The organism is Martinezella lusitana, assembly GCF_016901135.1.
In the GTDB taxonomy this organism is placed as follows: domain Bacteria; phylum Pseudomonadota; class Alphaproteobacteria; order Rhizobiales; family Rhizobiaceae; genus Rhizobium; species Rhizobium lusitanum_D.
Genome location: NZ_JAFEVL010000023.1, coordinates 37,357 through 53,782, shown reverse-complemented (window position 1 = coordinate 53,782; position 16,426 = coordinate 37,357). Strand labels below are relative to the sequence as shown.

Here is a 16,426-nt window from a genome sequence, read left to right as displayed (position 1 = left end):
CTTTGCGATATCAAGTCCGATTGTCGTAATCTCTCCCATGGTGGGTGGCTCCTCTAAAAGGTTCTGCAACAACCTATTCTGGCACACTCGATGCCGTCGGAGGGCGCCATCCACCACATCAGGTTAATTCGGTCAGATACTCTTCTTTGGATGCCGGCTGGATCAGGCCGCTGTCCCGGTGACGGCCTTCCAATGTGCCATCGCTGCAAGGCGATGCAGATGAATGGCGATGGCTGAGCGTTTGGAGGGTGCGGGGACGAAGAGATTTCGGATCGCGGAGAAGACGCTGACGAAGCGTTGCGGCGCGCCCGGCGAGCGAAATCGCTGCATAACCCGCTCGCGCTTCCGCAGAGGAAGATGCGAGTTTTCGGTGCGGTTGTTCAACCCCTTGTGTGATCGATGCTCGACGGTTGGCATCAACTGCCGCCGTGCTGCGCCATAAGAGCCAAGCTTGGCCCCTGAACATTAAAAGGGCATAGATATACGGTAGGAAACAGAGGATGAGCGGACTAGTCGACCAGCGCGGATGGTTGTGGTCGCATCGGGTCGTCGAAGCTCGGTAAACATCCCCAGGTGGCTGCGAGGCGCCAAATGCTGCCAAATCAATGGGTTTTACATACGCTGTGTCGTCGCCATTCCAAGAAGCTCAAGACACTTTCCGATGATCCTGGCAACCAGTCTGCAGGTGGCAAGCCGTGCTGAGGGATCGGCCCCCTTGAGAACTGGGCAATCCGCGTAGAAACGACTGAAGGCGTCCGCCACCCGATAGGCCTGATCGGCGATCTCGAATGATTCGAGCTGTCGCGCCGCCTCCGAAAGGGCATGCGGATGCCAGAGGCATTCCATCAGCACGGCGCGTTCCGATGGATGACTGACCGAGACTGCCTCGCCTGGAACGATGCCGGCCTCAGCAGCTTTGTCCAGTATCGAGCAGATTCGGGCGTAGGCGTATTGAAGGTAGGGTCCAGTCCTTCCCTCAAAGGAGGTCATCCTATCGATATCGAAGACATAACCTGTTTTCCTCGGCGTAGAGAGGTCGGCGAACTTCAACGCGCCGAGGCCCACAACCATGGCGGCCTGACGGTCGGCGACCTTTTCAGACGACTTGGCGAGTGCGAGATCGATCATGTCTGCGAGCGAGGCTGCGGATCCGTCACGGGTTTTAAAGGGCCTGCCGTCATTGCCGCGGACGGTACCGAAGGTCACGTGCCACAGTTCGACGTTATCAGCATAACCCGCCGTCCGCGCCGCCGAAAACACGCTGGCGATATGCAGTGCTTGGCGGTCGTCAGTGCAGTAAACAATCTGCTGCGCACCGATGTCACGCACCCGTTGCCGGAGCGTTGCAAGATCAGTAGTCCCATAAAGGGACGCTCCGTCTTTCTTCTGAAGAAGCAGTGGTGGCACGTTGTCCGGAAGTCCGTCACCGGAGACGTCGATGACAAGAGCGCCGTCGCTCTCCCGCGCCAGCCCGCGCGTAATGAGATCGTTGAGCATAGGAGCGACTTCCGCATGCGCATCGCTCTCACCTTTGAATAGATCAAAATGGGCGCCGAGCATCTCCGCCGTGACGGAGATCGATTCAAGGGAAATAGCCCGCATGCGTGACCAGGCTTCTGCCAGCAACGGATCTCCATCCTGCAGTTTCGTGGTCAGCTTACGTGCGAGCGCGAGCGAAGCCTCGTCCTCGCACGCAGCGTTGCCCGACTTGTAGAGAGCGCCAAGCTCCTCGACGGTCATGGCATCGAATACCTGTGGATTGATAAAGGAGGTGGGGTCGCCGTTCTTCCATCCGGAGGCCAGAGCTGCGCCCAGAAGAAGCTTGCCCATTTGCAGGCCCCAGTCGCCGAGATGGATGTCGGATAGGACATCGTGGCCGATCTCCAAGAGAATGCGCCGCACGCTCTCCCCGATCACGAAGGATCGCAGATGGCCGACATGTAGCGCCTTGGCGACGTTGGGCCCGCCAAAATCAATGACAGTCCGCATCGGCTCAACCTTCTCGGCGGCGAGGGACGGATCGGCAAGCATGGCGCTTGCCTCCATGGCAATGGCGGCATCGGTCAGCCGGAAATTGACGAAACCAGGGCCGGCGACGGACACATCCTCGAAAAAAGTATTCGGGATTGCCTCTGCGACTGCAGCAGCAAGCACGCGCGGGTTCCTGCCGGTGGATTTCGCCAGCCGCATCATGTCGTTGCATTGGAGATCGCCGAACTCGGGCCGGGTCGAGCGGACAATGGAGGGAGCGCCTTCGAGGCCGTTCATTTTATATGCGAAAGCAAGTGCGGCGAGCGGGGCCGATTTTACGGACATGGTTCATTTCCTGGAATTGCGTGAATGAGGGAGCGCGGAAGCGTTAAGAGCTTCAGCGTCGTCGTTCTGCAATCGTCGGTACCATGTTATATCGTGCCTCTAAGTTTGATCTCTCAATAGACCGTCCGATGACCACTGGCAATGGCATCGTCAACTTAACGGAACGTGGAAGTTGAACGAACGAAACGGTATATATTCCTAGTGCTCCGAACTGCTTGAACGCCTAGATATTCCGCGCCAAAATTCCGTCGTGGTTGTGTCCCACGGCGTGGTTGTATAATCGCATTGCGTTCGTCAAGCTGGTTTGGCCATTCCGCATCCTTACCGGGTTGCGAAACAGGCAAACGCGGCTAATTCATCGGTTGAAGCGGCCTCAGCGGGCATGCCCGTCGGGGCTATCCCCGGTCGACAAATGCGGCCGCACGATAGGTCTTCGCAGATAGGAGTTCCTATACACGCATATTTAGACGTTGTCGGGATATCCGGCACGTGCGCCACCAGAGCCGCTATGCGCCGTAGGTGTTACCATTGACGCGTGTCTGTAGCCTGCAGGTTTCCAAACGACAGCATCTAGGTTGTCGGGGTGAGTTCCGCGCCGAGCACTTCGAGACGGGATCGACTGCGGATCAGCCGTCTGCCCTATCCGAAATTTCACGCCACTCCTCCCAAGTCGCGATTCGCGAAGCGTAGGCTTCCCTTGCCGCTGGCAAGCAGGTGGATCCGAGGAATAGTCGAAGTTGTGAATCAGCAGCGAACACTGACCCCTCGCTAGAGAAGCGCAAAGCGCTGATTTTTCGCAACAATTCGGAAAGTCAGTGGGGGCGCAACCGGCGCCGATGATGACCCCACCGGCACTACCAATCGATCAGTATTATCAGGCGCTTAACGCCAAATCCGCCCGGGGGTCAGTGTCCGCTGCGGATTCACAATGATCTCGACCGTCACCAATTAGGGTAAGACGCGCTGGATGATTATTGAAGAGAACTTCGGCGCAGATCGGCTGATCGAGTTCCTCGAAGCGCTTATTAAAGATGCGGATCGCAAAATCTTCCTCATCCTCGACAATCTCCGGGCGCATCAGTCGAAATTGGTCAAGGCATGGCTGGAGACACGCAAAGATCAGATCGAGATCTTCTATCTTCCCAGCTATCGCGGCACGCTTAGCGGTAACGTTCCGGCCTGAGAAATGAATTCGTTGATCGCTTCGGCTCCTAGGGGCCTGCTTATCAGGTAGCCTTGGAGGCGATCGCATCCCGCATTCTGCAGCCATTCCGCCTGCGGCGATGTTTCAACGCCTTCGGCTATCACCCGCATCTCCAGATCGTGAGCGAGGTTGATGATACAACGGACAATTGCCTGGCTTTTCAAATTGTCCGCCAGATCGGTGATGAAATACCTGTCGATTTTGATCGTGTCGAAAGGGAATGTCTTGACGTAGCTCAGCGAAGAGTACTGTGTACCGAAGTCGTCCAGCGAGATCCGAATGCCCAGCACGTTGAGAGTGTTCAGAGTGTCGAGATTATTGACGGTCCGTTCCAGCAGCACGCTTTCTGTGATCTCAAGTTCCAGCCGATCGGGCGGTAACCCTACTAGGTCGAGGGTGTGAGAAACACGGTCCGTTAGGCCGCTTGTCAAGAATTCAGCGGCCGATACATTTACCGCAACAATATAGTCCTTCGGCCAATTCATCGCCTCGCGACATGCGCGCTCCAAGACCCATCCACCTATTTCCAGCATTATGCCGTCGGCCTCGGCCATTGGAATAAACGCGATGGGAGGAATTCTTCCCAGCAGAGGATGCTGCCATCTCAGCAGGGCCTCGAACCCGACAATTCGACCGCTTTCAGCAATGGGTTGGTATTCGATGAAAAACTGCTGCTGCTCCAACGCCATTCGAAGGCTGCGGCGCAATAGTTCGCGTTGTTCGAGGATCTCAAGCATGGCAGGGTCGACCGCGCTTGTGCGACCGCGCTCTTCTTTCTTTGCAGCATAAAGCGCGACATCGCAGGCCTTCATGAGCTGTTCAGGACTGGCACCATCGTGGGGAGCTACGGATATCCCTATGCTGGTACCCACGAAAACCGCGATGCCATCAATCGTGAAAGGCCTTTTGAAAGCCTTGACCAAGGCTTCCGCAAGCCGGTGCCCTTTGGCGGGGTGTCCGTATCCCATCAAAATGATCGTGCATTCGTCGCCCGCTAGGCGATAGGCCCTGTCGTCGTTGTCGAGGCACCCTTTGATGCGAATTGCAGCGAACTGCAGCAGCTTGTCGCCAGCGAGGTGGCCGAGGGTATCGTTCACGGGTTTGAAATCATCAAGGTCGAGCTGCATCAAGGACAGAATGTCTTCAGTGCCCTCAATTTCCTGCAACGAGGCCGTTAGATCATCGCCGAACTGGCGGCGGTTAGGCAGCCCAGTGAGCGCATCGTGGGTGGCTTGATGCAAAAGTATTGCGCGCTCATCATCAGGACCATTTTGCACGGACTCGATGACGGCGATAAGATCTGCAATCCGATAGATCGTTAGGTTGGAAAATTCTCTTCCGTCCACATTGTGCGTCACCCGAAGAGGCGGCGCATTCTCACTAATGGAGCGAATAGCGAGCTTGATCTTCGGTCTATCCAGCTCGGGAAAATGGTCCCAAAAAGATTTATCAGTTTTGACCGAGACTGGTAGCTTTATGTTCAACAGATTTTCAACTGGTTTGAAGTCGCGATCAAAAAGGAAAAGCTTTTCTGCAGAGACCGAAGCCGCCTTTATTTTATCAAAGGTCGGCAAACCCGCACGACTTTTCCTCATATTTAGCGCCTTCCGTAGTCAAACGATTGCCCCGTCTACTGCGGGTGCTTCCTCTGGCACGACCTAAGCGATTTAGGCTCTTCATTAGCAACTTCTGAATAGAACTCCGAAAACAGTTCGAATTGCGTCATGACACGCCATGCGACTATCGAGTGTAACGAGGTCGAGCGTCTTAAGTTCCGAACGGTTCGGGGGCTTTGCTGCACGGCTCGGCAAGTGGCCGCAATTTAGTCTTTGATTGGGTTGGTCACTTCGATGTCACCGTCATTGCCTTGCAACGAACGGATCTCGGGCGTGCGCAGGCGAGCATTCGGTTGAGAGCGGCAACCAGACCAATGTCTGCTCCAGAAATAATTTGGCTATTGTCAACGGCGGTGGCAAGACAGGACGCTGCGCTGCCAAACCAACGGGATTGTCATGTCGCATCAATCCAGGCCGGTGGTGGGCTGAAATGTCAGGCGACCACCGGTTACGGCAAGCGGGCTTTGGTAGAAACGGCGATGGGTCGCTACAAGGGGATCATCGGCCGGCGTTTTCGTGCCCGTTCATTCCGCGCTCAGCAGACAGAGGCTGCTCTGGGTAGACTGAGGGATGCGGATAGTTACTGACCTTACCCCGAAGTTTTATCCAGTTTTGAGTTCGCTCCAGCGGTTTTGGATTTCTGTATTCGGGGCGGTAGCGGCGGGTTGCGGTGCGGAGCCATTCCGGCTGCGCAGCACCGCATCACGTCGCGGGTTGATGGTCTGAGCGAACTCGGCAGGTGTCATCCAGCCGAGTCCGGAGTGTGGTCGATGATCGTTGTAATCGCTGCGCCAGTTTGAAAGCGCTGATCGAGCATGGGTCAGTGACGAGAAGAGAGTTTCATTCAGGAGCTCGTCTCGCAGCCGCCCATTGAAGCTTTCGATGAAGGCGTTCTGGATCGGTTTGCCAGGCGCGATGTAGTGCCATTCCACCTTGGTCCGATCCGTCCATTGCAGGATCGCATTGCTGGTGAACTCGCTGCCATTGTCGCTGACGATCATCTTCGGCTTGCCTCGTCCCTCGATGATCCGGTCCATCTCACGGGCAACCCGCAGGCCGGAAAGGGACGTATCGGCGACGAGTGCCAGGCACTCCCTGGTGCAATCGTCGACGACCGTAAGCACCCGGAACCTGCGACCATCGGTGAGTTGATCCGACACGAAGGCCAGCGACCAACGATCATTGGCGGCAAGCGGGATCAGCATCGGTGCGCGTGTGCCGATCGCTCGCTTGCGGCCACCGCGCTTGCGCAATGTCAGCTTCTCTTCCCGATAGAGCCGGAAGAGCCGCTTGTGGTTCACAAGGTGCACGCCTGAGCAGCACATGAAGGCGTCGATATCCAAAGCGGCGGCGTTCATGCGCCAGCGCCTTCATCCGCTCGCGAAGGTCATGGTCATCGCTGCGCCGGGCTTCGTAACGGATCGTCATCCGGCAAAAGCCGATGGCTTTACACGCCCGCCGTTCACTCATCTGGTGGTAATCCATCAGATGAGCGACAGCTTTCCGCCTTGCTGCGGGCGTCACCACTTCTTTCCCAAAAGGTCTTTCAAAGCCGCATTGTCGAGCATCGCATCTGCCAGGAGCCGTTTCAGCTTCGTGTTCTCGTCTTCCAGCGTCTTCAGCCGCTTGGCTTCGGATACGTCCATGCCGCCGAATTTGGCCTTCCATTTATAGATGCTGGCATCGCTGACGCCGTGCTTGCGGCAAAGCTCCGAGACCGGCGCGCCAGCCTCGTGCTCCTTCAGAATGCCGATGATCTGTTCGTCTGTGAAACGATTGCGCTTCATTCCCTGGTCCTCTCAATGGGCCAGAGCTTACTTCAAAATGGATTATTTCAACGGGGCAAGGTCACATCGCCTACGTGTTGGCTCTGCCGATGCCTGGGATCGCGAGCGCAACGAGCGAAGCGCCGGCCTTCGAACTTTTCCGCTCGTAGCGATCGCGGCGTGCGGATTCATCCAGGCGGCCGAGACCGTGACCAAAGAGAATGCGGAGGCGACGGCAAGGATTGTAGAGGGCATCATCAACGGCGTCGGTTTCATCGGTGGAGGTGCGATCCTCGTCGGTAAGGCGGGCATTCGAGGGACTGCGACGGCTGCCAGCCTTTGGGCCACGGGTGCGATCGGCGCAGCGGTTGGTCTTGGAGCCTACGAGACCGCGATCGTGCTTTCCATTGCCACGTTCGTCACGCTGTGGGTGATGACGAACTTCAAGGTCGAGAAAAAGGAACCAGGGCCGGACGAGACCCCGGTTATCGAGGACGACGCTGAGAGAAGGCCTTGATCGACCACGGTTGAGGCTATCGCGTGCACCGCAGGCGTGATTGCGGTTTGACGTGGCCGATGGCCGCTGAAGCGAGGGGATAGACTTTGACGCCGAATGTCGGCGCTGCAATCCCGAAGCTTCCACTCTTAAGGTTTTAAAGGTCGCAAGGCCGAATAGGTGCAGGAAAAACTCCTAGATCAGATCTGAGGGTTATCTATGAAGGAAAGCGCGGCCACCGTCTGCCCGGCCCATCATTAGCGCTATGCATCAGCCCGAGCGGCAAAACTCTTTATGCCCAGCACCCATGAAGCCGATCTCCGAGAGTACGATCGGTTGCAGGGGTTCCTGCGATCGATTTAAATAAATCATTGGAACTTCTAGTTTTTGTGCGTGTTTTCCATTCCACACACAACAGGAGGAAACACCAATGAACAAAATCGCTATCCTCTCCGCCGGCCTGCTCCTTACTGCATCTGTCGCGTTCGCGCAGAGCCAGACCCCGAGCACCTCGCAGACCACGCCGGCGATCAAAACTGGACAAAATCCCGGCGCACCTGTCGCGGGCAAGAACAGCTTCACGGAAGCTCAGGCGAAATCCCGCATTGAAGATGCCGGCTACAAGGATGTGGCCGGGCTGAAGCTCGACGACCAGGGCGTTTGGCGCGCAACCGCGACCAAGGACGGCAAACAGGCTGGCGTCTCCCTGGACTTCCAGGGCAACGTGACGATAGCCAAGTAATCCAAAAAAACACGGAGGATATTGCAATGAGAACGATCACAGGACTCTATGATAGCTACGACGACGCCAAGGCAGCCGTCACCGCACTTGAAGATGCCGGCATACCTTCGGACGACATCAGCATTGTCACCAACAAGGCAAACGGCGTCGACGTTGAAGGACAGGGAAGCCGCGCTTCGGAAGGCGCCGGCACAGGTGCTGGTATCGGCGCTTTGGCAGGCGGCGCAGGCGGCCTTCTGACGGGTCTCGGCATGCTTGCGATCCCCGGCGTCGGCCCCGTCGTCGCAGCCGGCTGGCTTGCTGCGACGGCTGCAGGTGCTGTCGCCGGTGCGGTTGCCGGCGGCGCCGTCGGCGGCATTGTCGGCGCTATGGTCGAGTCTGGCGTTCCGGAAGAGGATGCCAATTTCTACGCGGAAGGCCTCCGTCGCGGCGGGTCGGTGGTGACCGCACGCGTCGATGAAAGCCGCGCCGCCTCGGCCGAAACGATCCTCAACGGTTCGCGGCGCGTCGACGTAGCGGCCCGCCGGGCCAGCTACGTCGAGCAGGGTTGGACCCGTTTCGACGAAACGGCCGATCCGTACACGCCTGAGCAGATTGCCGCCGAGCGCTACCGGACCAATCGTCTGTAGGCTACCGCAGAATTGAACAGGAAGCCCCGCTATCAAATGCGGGGCTTCTTGCGACCTCGCGCCGGCAAGAGCCACCCCGCATGTCAGGATATTGTCTAGATCTCGAACGGCTCACGACGGCGGCCTCCTCTCCAGTAGCTGCATAGGCCAAGGCCACCAAACCGGCGCGGTTGTGGTCTCCTGTGACGGCTTCCGTGAACGTTGATGGAATCGGACGAGCTTTGCTCTTCAGCGTTCACATCATCTCTGTCCAACGTCTTAAGCGCTTCAATGATCTCATCGTATGAAACCGCCTTGTCCGTCCCCGGATAAAGGCGAAGCGCGGGTGCCGATTCGTTTGCGGATATGTCCGATGCCCACGACGCGAGAATCGCACGCTTCTCGTCATTGCCGATATGGTCGGCCGCCAGGACGTCCTTTGGATGATCGAAGTGCATAGCCGGATGAAGCAGATGTGCAGCACTGATTGCTGCCGTGGCTTGCTCTGGTATGGAATTGGGAGTGCTTTCCTTTCTCATTGCTTGGCTCCAAAGATAGATCGATGGCCCCAGGTTTTTTTGTGAGACTTAAAATCCTCGTGTTTCTAGGCTCGCTCCGAGGCGAAGTCGGGCGGCGCATTGGAAGATTCCATGACGGCCGTCAGAAGCTGGTCGCGATCGCGCATACCTCTGTTGTATAGTGTGGCGACAGCTGTCGTCAGTCTTCCGATAGCCGCTGGGTCTCGGACGATGCCCCTGGCACGGGCAACTTCCTTTACGACATCAGCGCATAAACGCGCATCCTCTTTCGACGGCAGGTTTAACGTCATCTATCCCTCCAAATGTGGCCCGCCCCGGCGGATGGGACGGGCCACCTTTATCGCTTAGAAGTCCATTCCAGTGCCGGCAGGTAAGGCTGGGGCAGCTTCTTTTTTGGGTTTCTCGGCGATCATGGCTTCCGTCGTCACGAGAAGGCCGGCAACGGAGGCGGCATCCTGAAGCGCGGCACGCACGACCTTGGCCGGGTCAATGACGCCCTGGGCATAGAGGTCACCGTATTCACCCGTCTGGGCGTTCCAGCCATAAGAGAATTCGCTCTTCTCCCGCAGCTTGCCAACGATAACAGAACCTTCGGCGCCGGCGTTCTCGGCAATCTGGCGCACCGGTGCCTCGATGGCCCGGCGAACGATCTCGACTCCGACCTTCTGGTCCTGGTTGACGGTTGAGAGATTGTCGAGAGCCTTGACGGCTCGGAGCAGGGCAACCCCACCGCCGGGCAGAATACCTTCCTCGACCGCTGCACGGGTAGCATGCAGTGCATCGTCGATGCGGTCCTTCTTTTCCTTGACTTCAACTTCCGTCGAGCCGCCAACGCGGATCACGGCAACGCCGCCAGCGAGCTTGGCAAGACGTTCCTGCAGCTTTTCGCGGTCGTAATCGGAAGAGGTTTCTTCGATCTGGGCCTTGATCTGGGCAACACGGCCGTCAATCTCGGCCTTGGAGCCGACACCGTCGATGATCGTCGTGTTTTCCTTCTCGATCGAGACCTTCTTGGCACGGCCGAGCATGTTGAGTGTGACATTCTCTAGCTTGATGCCGAGATCTTCGGAGATGACGGTGCCGCCCGTCAGGATAGCGATGTCTTCGAGCATAGCCTTGCGGCGATCGCCGAAGCCCGGAGCCTTGACGGCAGCGATCTTCAGGCCACCGCGCAACTTGTTGACGACGAGCGTTGCAAGAGCTTCACCTTCGACGTCTTCAGCAATGACCAGCAGCGGCTTGCCGGACTGGACGACGGCTTCAAGAACCGGCAATATGGACTGCAGGTTGGAGAGCTTCTTCTCGTGGATGAGGATATAAGGATCCTCGAACTCGACTCGCATTTTGTCGGCATTGGTCACAAAGTATGGGCTTAGGTAGCCGCGATCGAACTGCATGCCTTCAACGACTTCGAGTTCGGTTTCGGCCATCTTGGCTTCCTCGACGGTGATGACGCCCTCGTTGCCAACCTTCTCCATCGCTTCGGCGAGATAGCGGCCGATTTCCTCGTCGCCATTGGCCGAAATGGTGCCGACCTGGGCGATCTCCGAATTGTTGGAGATTTTGCGGGCGTTGGTCTTCAGTTCCTTGACCACGGCGTCGACGGCAAGGTCAATGCCGCGCTTCAGGTCCATCGGGTTCATGCCCGACGCCACCGCCTTGGCGCCCTCCTTAACGATTGCCTGTGCGAGGACCGTCGCCGTCGTCGTGCCATCGCCGGCAAGATCATTGGTCTTCGAAGCGACTTCGCGCAGCATCTGCGCGCCCATGTTCTCGAATTTGTCTTCGAGTTCGATTTCCTTGGCAACCGATACGCCGTCCTTGGTGATGCGCGGTGCGCCGAAGGACTTGTCGATGACGACATTGCGACCCTTGGGGCCGAGCGTCACCTTGACGGCATTTGCCAGAACATCGACCCCACGCAGCATGCGGTCACGGGCATCGGTGTTGAACTTTACGTCTTTCGCAGCCATTTTTTCACTCCTTCAATAGGCAGCAAGTTCGACTGGTGATTGGCAGCGCTTTACGCGGCCTGCTTCTGCGTTGCCTGGGCCTCGATAACGCCCATCACATCGCTTTCCTTCATAATCAGAAGGTCTTCGCCATTGATCTTGATCTCGGTGCCGGACCATTTGCCGAACAGGATGCGATCGCCAGCCTTGACGTCGAGCGCCTGGAGCTGGCCGGCCTCGTTGCGTGCGCCAGGACCGACGCCGATGACTTCGCCTTCCTGCGGCTTTTCCTTGGCAGTATCCGGAATGATGATGCCGCCTTTGGTTTTCTCTTCGGACTCAACCCGGCGGACAAGAATACGATCATGTAACGGTCGGAACGACATGTCTTCCTTCAATGGGACAAACAATATTGACGTTGTTCCCCAGCCGGACCGGACGACCAATCCGGGCGGGTGCAAAACCTCGCTCGAGCATCTTGCGCAAAATGATCTGGTTTGGCGATTTTTCGATTTCAAGAGGACGAAAAAATTAGCACTCGTATGAAGTGGCTGCTAACGTGCTGGAAAGGAACAACAAACAGAGTTCTTGCGTTCAGAAATCCGTAGATGGCCGTAGAATTTTGCGGCCTTTTCGACTGTCATGAAACGGAGATGAAGCATGCAATTTTCATCGGATCTGGAGCGTCAGCTCAAAGGCTATGGACTCACCACCGCGCATATCCTTTACCGCATCCCCGATTTTGAGAGCATCCTGCAGACCTATCTCTGGCAAGGCTACGATTTGGCGCCCGATTTTCCCGAAATGCACAAGTTCCTCGATTTTTGGCAAGCCTCGCTCGATGGGCCGCTGCATTCGGTCCGTTATAGCCACCAGCGCCTGGTCGGACCGAATGAATGGCGCCGCCTCGAAGGCGAGTTCGAGCTGCACTGAGGCTCGGATGACGGTCTTCATCCGGACGCGGATGTTGCGAAGGCCAAAGAGTCCGATCGCCAGCGATTGTGTGAGCAAAAATTTCAGTCGCCGCTCTTGAATCCGAAACTTTGAAAAACCAATTCGATTGCTGCCAGCCGCTGAAGAAAGGGCTGGCCTTGCTGGAAGCGCGTCTTTCGGCGCTTCCGTACCCATGTTGCTTCAAGGAGGATATGGCTATGGCAACATCGTACGACTATGCACCGCTATACCGCTCGAGCGTCGGCTTCGACCGGGTCTTCAATCTTCTCGAAAATGCCCAGCGCGCCCGATCGATCAGCGATTGGCCACCCTATGACATCGTCAAAACCGGAGACGACAGCTACCGGATCTCGATCGCGGTAGCGGGCTTCGCGCAGGACGACCTCGACATCACCTTCCAGTCCAATCTCCTGACCGTCACCGGAAAGAAGCAGGAAGCCTCCGCTGACGGCTATCTGCATCGCGGCATCGCCGGCCGGCCGTTCGAACACCGGTTCGAGCTTGCCGACCATGTCAGGGTGAGCGGGGCAGACCTCAACAATGGTCTCCTGTCGATCGATCTGGTTCGTGAGATCCCGGAAGAGCTGAAGCCGCGGAAAATCTCGATTCAGAGCACTTCCGCTTTGACGTCTGCTGCTACCGCGCAGATCGAAGCGCACAAGGCGGCTTGACCCGCATTGTGCGCAGAACGTGGGCGCCGTGGCTACGGCGCCCAAACATTCCGGGTTGGGAAGGAGAGAGCGATGAAACCCGATATGTTCAGGCAGCCTGTTTCCATTCTTGTCGGCCTTGGTTTTCCGGCGGAGGTTCGCGGCGTGATGGACGCGTACCGGCATCTCGTCGAATGGCCGGCCTCGCTGAGGGACACAGCACCTTCGATTGCTCTGAAGGCCTGTGGTGCCGCGCTTCGTGGAGAAATCGAACCCGAGACCGCGCGGCCTGTTTGCCGCCTTTGCCGAAAAACATGATCTTCTCGCACCGGATGCCAATGCCATCGCCGCCTCGCGCCTGCAGCGCGACCGGGATCTGCACGTGCGATGAGGTCGACCGATGATGCAAAACATGTTGCAGCAGGCAGCCAACAATGCGATGGCGATGGGGCCAGCGGTTCTGGCTTAGGGCATGCAGCTTCGGCGGCCAGTCGACGTGGTGACTCGATCGGCGCGTTGGTAGATGACGAACCATACTCTCGACCCAGCGAACTGTTTCGTCGACTTGGCAACTGCCATAGCATCCCGGCCGATGCACAAAATTTCCAAGGCGTGAGAGCTCACCGAGAATTTAGATAGCCGCGAAGTCGGGGCAAACCTTCAACTCCGATCAATCTCGCGCTGGTTGCTGCCGCCCGCGTGAGATCGATTGCAGCGAGCCTCCCATAATGCCGCTGGGGTCGGCAATCGGAAAGCGTTGAGAAGGTCGATCGACCGACGTAACGGACCGGGCCGGTGGATGGCGGTTTACTCCATTGACGCGACAAGCTCTATCGGCGGGGCGATCCCACGCGTTACATGATCGGTGCCTGTTTCGGCAGGGTCGCTGCGGCTAGTGATGTTCGAGCGCGAATTGCCGACAATGTTCGAGATAGGATTTGTCATGGATCGACGGGAGCTCGGTTACACACGTCCAGAGCCACGACGGTGCATCCGGCTTTCTCTTGCGCACGCCGCTAAGTTCGCCGGTCCACGAACGCCACTCGTGCTCGCCCATCTGCCGACCGTGAGCAAGCCCCACGACCCCGCCGAGATAGCGGGCGATCTCGCAGAGTTCCTCTGCGCCAAGACGTCCGAGGTCGATTTTCATATCCTGGCGCGCGATCTCGCGAACGAACACAGCCTTGTCCATTACCCTTGCCGCAACCATGCGGTTGCCGAGATTGGGCGACAGGGCCTTTGCTCCCGCAACGACCCTTTCGGCATCATCGCGCGGCATTCCGGATCCGGCCGCCGAAGGGGCGGCGGCACCCTTTGCCTCCTTGATATCAAGCAACGAAACCGGCCGGTGCTTGCCATGAGCAACCAAAACCGCGCATCGCAGATGGCCGAGCGAACTGCAGCCCTTGACCCAGTAAGCTGCGTCAAGCACGGTCTGATCGCCAGACTTTTGCAGCTTTTCCGACCCAAGGATGATTTCCCCCAGTTTCCTCTGCCGGCAAAGCGCAAGAACCGCGGCGCGTTCGGACCTGCGGGGAAGCAAGGGGTGTTTCGTTTGAAAATTCTCCATTGCGAGATCTCGCCAGCGCCTACGCAATGAATGGCTAACAAGCTTTCTGATGTCCTTCGGTTGGCGCAGGTGCGGTGTGTGCGCCTGACTCCCCCGGATGCGGATTCATAACCACCAATCAGGGCGTCCAGCATTCTCGCAGTGGTCACACTAGGAAGGTCAGAATCCCGCGCGGCGGAGGCGAGAGAAAGCCCCAGCCTTATGAGATCGTGAGCAGGATTGCCAATGACAGCTTGATCAAAATCCCTGACCTGAACGCCAACGTCGCCGTTGCGATCCGCCAATGCCCCCGAGATTGCCCAGATGACAATCACCACAGATCCAGACGGCCGGTCCCTCAGGAACCGAGAGCGAGTGTCGGGCGAGCCATTCATAAAATAGTCTGGTCGTCCCCCTGATGTAGGCTTCCGGGGACCGTGCCATCTTGAGGTTGCGCCGGGCGATCAGAAGAGAATCGCGGTCCTTGGCGCTCATCGGTTAGCACTCGCATCGCAGCAAGCCGTAAGGCGCGGCGTGCATGCTAATAGGCGGTAATTCAGAATGGGTGTCCACTGCATGTACCATCCCCGCGAACGCTTGGAACGAATACCATAACGCCGGATCGTCGGAACAGTTCCTCAGGCGGACCGGCTTTGCCGCGATAGTGGGCCGGCGACCGGCGGACGGACCCGGCGATCCGGAAACACGGCCCTGCAGCCCGAAACGGATCGTCTGCGCCGCCAGGGTTTCGATATGGCGCGACATCGGATCGTCGGTCTCGTCGCAATGCATGTCGACCGGCAGGCCGCGATCGGCAGCGATGCGGCAGAGCGCTTCGACCGAGGCCGTTCCGTAACCAAAGCTCGCCGGCGCGATGAAAGCGTTACTGCACGAGTTCCCTGATCTTGTAGGCAACTTCCGTGCGGTTCGTCGCATTGAGCTTCCTCATAATGTTGCTGATATGAACCTTCACGGTGCTCTCGCAAAGGTCCATTTCATAGGCAATGATCTTGTTTGCCTTGCCGCGCCTCAGCGCCTCAGCAACGATGACCTCTCGCGGAGTAAACAGAGTGTCGAGGCTGCAGCTCCTGCTTGCGACGGGGGCGAGTGCCTCCTTGGCAGCCAGGATGCTGCTGGCAGGCACGAATACACCTCCAGCACGGGCGAGGGCCACGGCTTCCGCTGCGACCTTGACGTCGACACTGGTCGGAATATAGCCGCGAGCACCGCATTCCAGTGCTTGCAAAAGCTGTGCGAGCTCGTCGCTGTCGGCGCCGACGATCACGGGACTCGCCTTGAATCTCTCCACCAAGGCGCAAATCTTCGTGCTGATTTCGGAGTCGGAAACCTTGCGTCCGCCAATCATGAAGAGAATGGCTGACGGTGCGACCTGCATGTCCCGTATCTGCCATTCCTCGAACGACGCTACGGTGACGATATTCATGCTGTCGTCATAGTCTGTGAGACTTCTTGAAAAATACTCGCGACCCAGCGCCCTGGGATCGATCAGAAGGACATAGTCCTCTGATTCCGCCGCGCCGGCGATGCCTGAGGCAACAAGCGGCCTCAATGAATCCGGTGTTCGAACTGAAATGATGCGCGCCGCTGTTTCTGAAGCGAATTTCTCATTCGTTAATGGCTGTCCGTTCATGGCCTATACCCCCAACTTTTAGTGTGGCCTTTGTTCTTCTTGTAACCGCCCGAATAGTTCTGTTTTTTCGATAGCAAAGCACTCGCCCAAATCGAAACATTGCTTCCTATCGCCTGTCGCTCCCCTTATTCTCGTTTGTGTTATTGCAGATCGTTACTTATGATTCAATATATTTATTGAGTACATTAAGATATATAAATAATATTCTGGAGGCGTTGTCACGCAATTCTACAGCTGGGGAGTGTAATCCATAGGGATTAGTGGATATAGAATTGGGCCATCAACCATATCGGCCAGCCGCGTCACCGTTTTCCGCCGCAGCTTTGCCCGTGGCGGCGATCTGCCCCGGGAAATGTCGGCAAGGACAAATTTATAGTCGGTGT

General features: G+C 57.4%; 12 protein-coding genes and 8 pseudogenes. 8 read left to right on the top strand and 12 right to left on the bottom strand.

All coding sequences use genetic code 11. The features are described from left to right. Nucleotides 1–162: 162 nt before the first annotated feature. Together JTP94_RS10140 and argS are read right to left on the bottom strand one after the other, a co-directional pair. Nucleotides 163–453 (bottom strand): annotated as a pseudogene (locus JTP94_RS10140) (DDE-type integrase/transposase/recombinase); the annotation flags it as partial. Between the two features lie 159 nt (nt 454–612). Next, nucleotides 613–2,316: an arginine--tRNA ligase gene (gene argS, locus JTP94_RS10135; protein ID WP_204850370.1), complete on the bottom strand. Its 1,704-nt coding sequence runs from the start codon at nt 2,314–2,316 to the stop codon at nt 613–615. Nucleotides 2,317–3,241: 925 nt separating this feature from the next. On the opposite strand from argS, the pseudogene JTP94_RS10130 reads away from it, so the two are divergent. Further along, nucleotides 3,242–3,481 (top strand): annotated as a pseudogene (locus tag JTP94_RS10130) (transposase); the annotation flags it as partial. On the opposite strand, the gene JTP94_RS10125 reads toward JTP94_RS10130, so the two are convergent. Further along, a complete protein-coding gene (locus JTP94_RS10125) occupies nt 3,463–5,115 on the bottom strand; it encodes a bifunctional diguanylate cyclase/phosphodiesterase (RefSeq protein ID WP_204850369.1) in 1,653 nt (550 codons plus the stop codon). The pseudogene JTP94_RS10130 and the gene JTP94_RS10125 overlap by 19 nt on opposite strands. Before the next feature lie 398 nt (nt 5,116–5,513). Between JTP94_RS10125 and JTP94_RS10120 the strand changes: the two are divergent. After that, nucleotides 5,514–5,693 (top strand): annotated as a pseudogene (locus JTP94_RS10120) (IS5/IS1182 family transposase); the annotation flags it as partial. 45 nt (nt 5,694–5,738) lie between these two features. Here the strand turns inward: JTP94_RS10120 and JTP94_RS10115 are convergent. Further along, nucleotides 5,739–6,923: pseudogene (locus JTP94_RS10115) on the bottom strand (IS3 family transposase). A 41-nt stretch (nt 6,924–6,964) separates the two neighbouring features. On the opposite strand from JTP94_RS10115, the pseudogene JTP94_RS10110 reads away from it, so the two are divergent. The 3 genes and pseudogenes from JTP94_RS10110 (at nt 6,965) to JTP94_RS10100 (ending at nt 8,769) form a co-directional block, all read left to right on the top strand. Next, nucleotides 6,965–7,419: pseudogene (locus tag JTP94_RS10110) on the top strand (MgtC/SapB family protein). 409 nt (nt 7,420–7,828) lie between these two features. Then, nucleotides 7,829–8,140, top strand: coding sequence for a PepSY domain-containing protein (locus JTP94_RS10105; RefSeq protein WP_204850368.1), 312 nt, complete (start codon nt 7,829–7,831; stop codon nt 8,138–8,140). Between the two features lie 26 nt (nt 8,141–8,166). Further along, complete coding sequence (locus JTP94_RS10100; RefSeq protein WP_204850367.1) at nt 8,167–8,769, top strand: general stress protein; 603 nt, start codon at nt 8,167–8,169, stop codon at nt 8,767–8,769. A gap of 95 nt (nt 8,770–8,864) precedes the next feature. Here the strand turns inward: JTP94_RS10100 and JTP94_RS10095 are convergent, their stop codons facing one another. From JTP94_RS10095 to JTP94_RS10085, 3 genes are all read right to left on the bottom strand, one after another. Continuing rightward, on the bottom strand, nt 8,865–9,287 hold the full coding sequence (locus tag JTP94_RS10095; protein WP_204850366.1) for a hypothetical protein: 423 nt from the start codon (nt 9,285–9,287) through the stop codon (nt 8,865–8,867). 344 nt (nt 9,288–9,631) lie between these two features. After that, the gene (gene groL / locus JTP94_RS10090) at nt 9,632–11,260 is read right to left on the bottom strand and encodes a chaperonin GroEL (RefSeq protein ID WP_204850365.1); all 1,629 of its coding nucleotides are present in this window, start codon (nt 11,258–11,260) and stop codon (nt 9,632–9,634) included. 50 nt (nt 11,261–11,310) lie between these two features. Further along, the gene (locus tag JTP94_RS10085; RefSeq protein ID WP_204850364.1) at nt 11,311–11,625 is read right to left on the bottom strand and encodes a co-chaperone GroES; all 315 of its coding nucleotides are present in this window, start codon (nt 11,623–11,625) and stop codon (nt 11,311–11,313) included. Nucleotides 11,626–11,899: 274 nt separating this feature from the next. Between JTP94_RS10085 and JTP94_RS10080 the strand changes: the two genes are divergently transcribed. The 3 genes and pseudogenes from JTP94_RS10080 to JTP94_RS10070 all read left to right on the top strand — a co-directional run bounded on the left by JTP94_RS10080 (nt 11,900) and on the right by JTP94_RS10070 (nt 13,234). Beyond that, a complete protein-coding gene (locus tag JTP94_RS10080) occupies nt 11,900–12,172 on the top strand; it encodes an usg protein (protein WP_204850363.1) in 273 nt (90 codons plus the stop codon). A 218-nt stretch (nt 12,173–12,390) separates the two neighbouring features. Beyond that, on the top strand, nt 12,391–12,864 hold the full coding sequence (locus JTP94_RS10075) for an Hsp20 family protein (protein ID WP_204850362.1): 474 nt from the start codon (nt 12,391–12,393) through the stop codon (nt 12,862–12,864). Nucleotides 12,865–12,936: 72 nt separating this feature from the next. Then, a pseudogene (locus tag JTP94_RS10070) lies at nt 12,937–13,234 on the top strand (DUF982 domain-containing protein). 501 nt (nt 13,235–13,735) lie between these two features. Here the strand turns inward: JTP94_RS10070 and JTP94_RS35415 are convergent. From JTP94_RS35415 to JTP94_RS10055, 5 genes and pseudogenes are all read right to left on the bottom strand, one after another. Further along, nucleotides 13,736–14,413 (bottom strand): DUF2252 family protein, encoded by a 678-nt coding sequence (locus JTP94_RS35415; RefSeq protein WP_246754777.1) that lies wholly within the window; start codon nt 14,411–14,413, stop codon nt 13,736–13,738. Nucleotides 14,414–14,565: 152 nt separating this feature from the next. Beyond that, a pseudogene (locus JTP94_RS35765) lies at nt 14,566–14,727 on the bottom strand (DUF2252 family protein); the annotation flags it as partial. Then, on the bottom strand, nt 14,651–14,887 hold the full coding sequence (locus tag JTP94_RS35760) for a DUF2252 family protein (protein ID WP_281434789.1): 237 nt from the start codon (nt 14,885–14,887) through the stop codon (nt 14,651–14,653). The pseudogene JTP94_RS35765 and the gene JTP94_RS35760, both read right to left, overlap by 77 nt. Nucleotides 14,888–15,085: 198 nt before the next feature. Then, nucleotides 15,086–15,256 (bottom strand): annotated as a pseudogene (locus JTP94_RS10060) (cytosine deaminase); the annotation flags it as partial. 19 nt (nt 15,257–15,275) lie between these two features. Continuing rightward, nucleotides 15,276–15,962 (bottom strand): response regulator transcription factor, encoded by a 687-nt coding sequence (locus tag JTP94_RS10055; RefSeq protein ID WP_246754775.1) that lies wholly within the window; start codon nt 15,960–15,962, stop codon nt 15,276–15,278. Between the last annotated feature and the right edge of the window lie 464 nt (nt 15,963–16,426).

Bases quoted from the DNA above. Each gene is read 5' to 3' on its own strand.
- JTP94_RS35760 (WP_281434789.1), bottom strand. From the start codon at position 14,887: ATGAGCGCCAAGGACCGCGATTCTCTTCTGATCGCCCGGCGCAACCTC.
- JTP94_RS10095 (WP_204850366.1), bottom strand. From the start codon at position 9,287: ATGAGAAAGGAAAGCACTCCCAATTCCATACCAGAGCAAGCCACGGCA.
- JTP94_RS10105 (WP_204850368.1), top strand. From the start codon at position 7,829: ATGAACAAAATCGCTATCCTCTCCGCCGGCCTGCTCCTTACTGCATCT.
- groL (WP_204850365.1), bottom strand. From the start codon at position 11,260: ATGGCTGCGAAAGACGTAAAGTTCAACACCGATGCCCGTGACCGCATG.
- JTP94_RS10085 (WP_204850364.1), bottom strand. From the start codon at position 11,625: ATGTCGTTCCGACCGTTACATGATCGTATTCTTGTCCGCCGGGTTGAG.
- argS (WP_204850370.1), bottom strand. From the start codon at position 2,316: ATGTCCGTAAAATCGGCCCCGCTCGCCGCACTTGCTTTCGCATATAAA.
- JTP94_RS35415 (WP_246754777.1), bottom strand. From the start codon at position 14,413: ATGGAGAATTTTCAAACGAAACACCCCTTGCTTCCCCGCAGGTCCGAA.
- JTP94_RS10100 (WP_204850367.1), top strand. From the start codon at position 8,167: ATGAGAACGATCACAGGACTCTATGATAGCTACGACGACGCCAAGGCA.
- JTP94_RS10080 (WP_204850363.1), top strand. From the start codon at position 11,900: ATGCAATTTTCATCGGATCTGGAGCGTCAGCTCAAAGGCTATGGACTC.
- JTP94_RS10125 (WP_204850369.1), bottom strand. From the start codon at position 5,115: ATGAGGAAAAGTCGTGCGGGTTTGCCGACCTTTGATAAAATAAAGGCG.
- JTP94_RS10075 (WP_204850362.1), top strand. From the start codon at position 12,391: ATGGCAACATCGTACGACTATGCACCGCTATACCGCTCGAGCGTCGGC.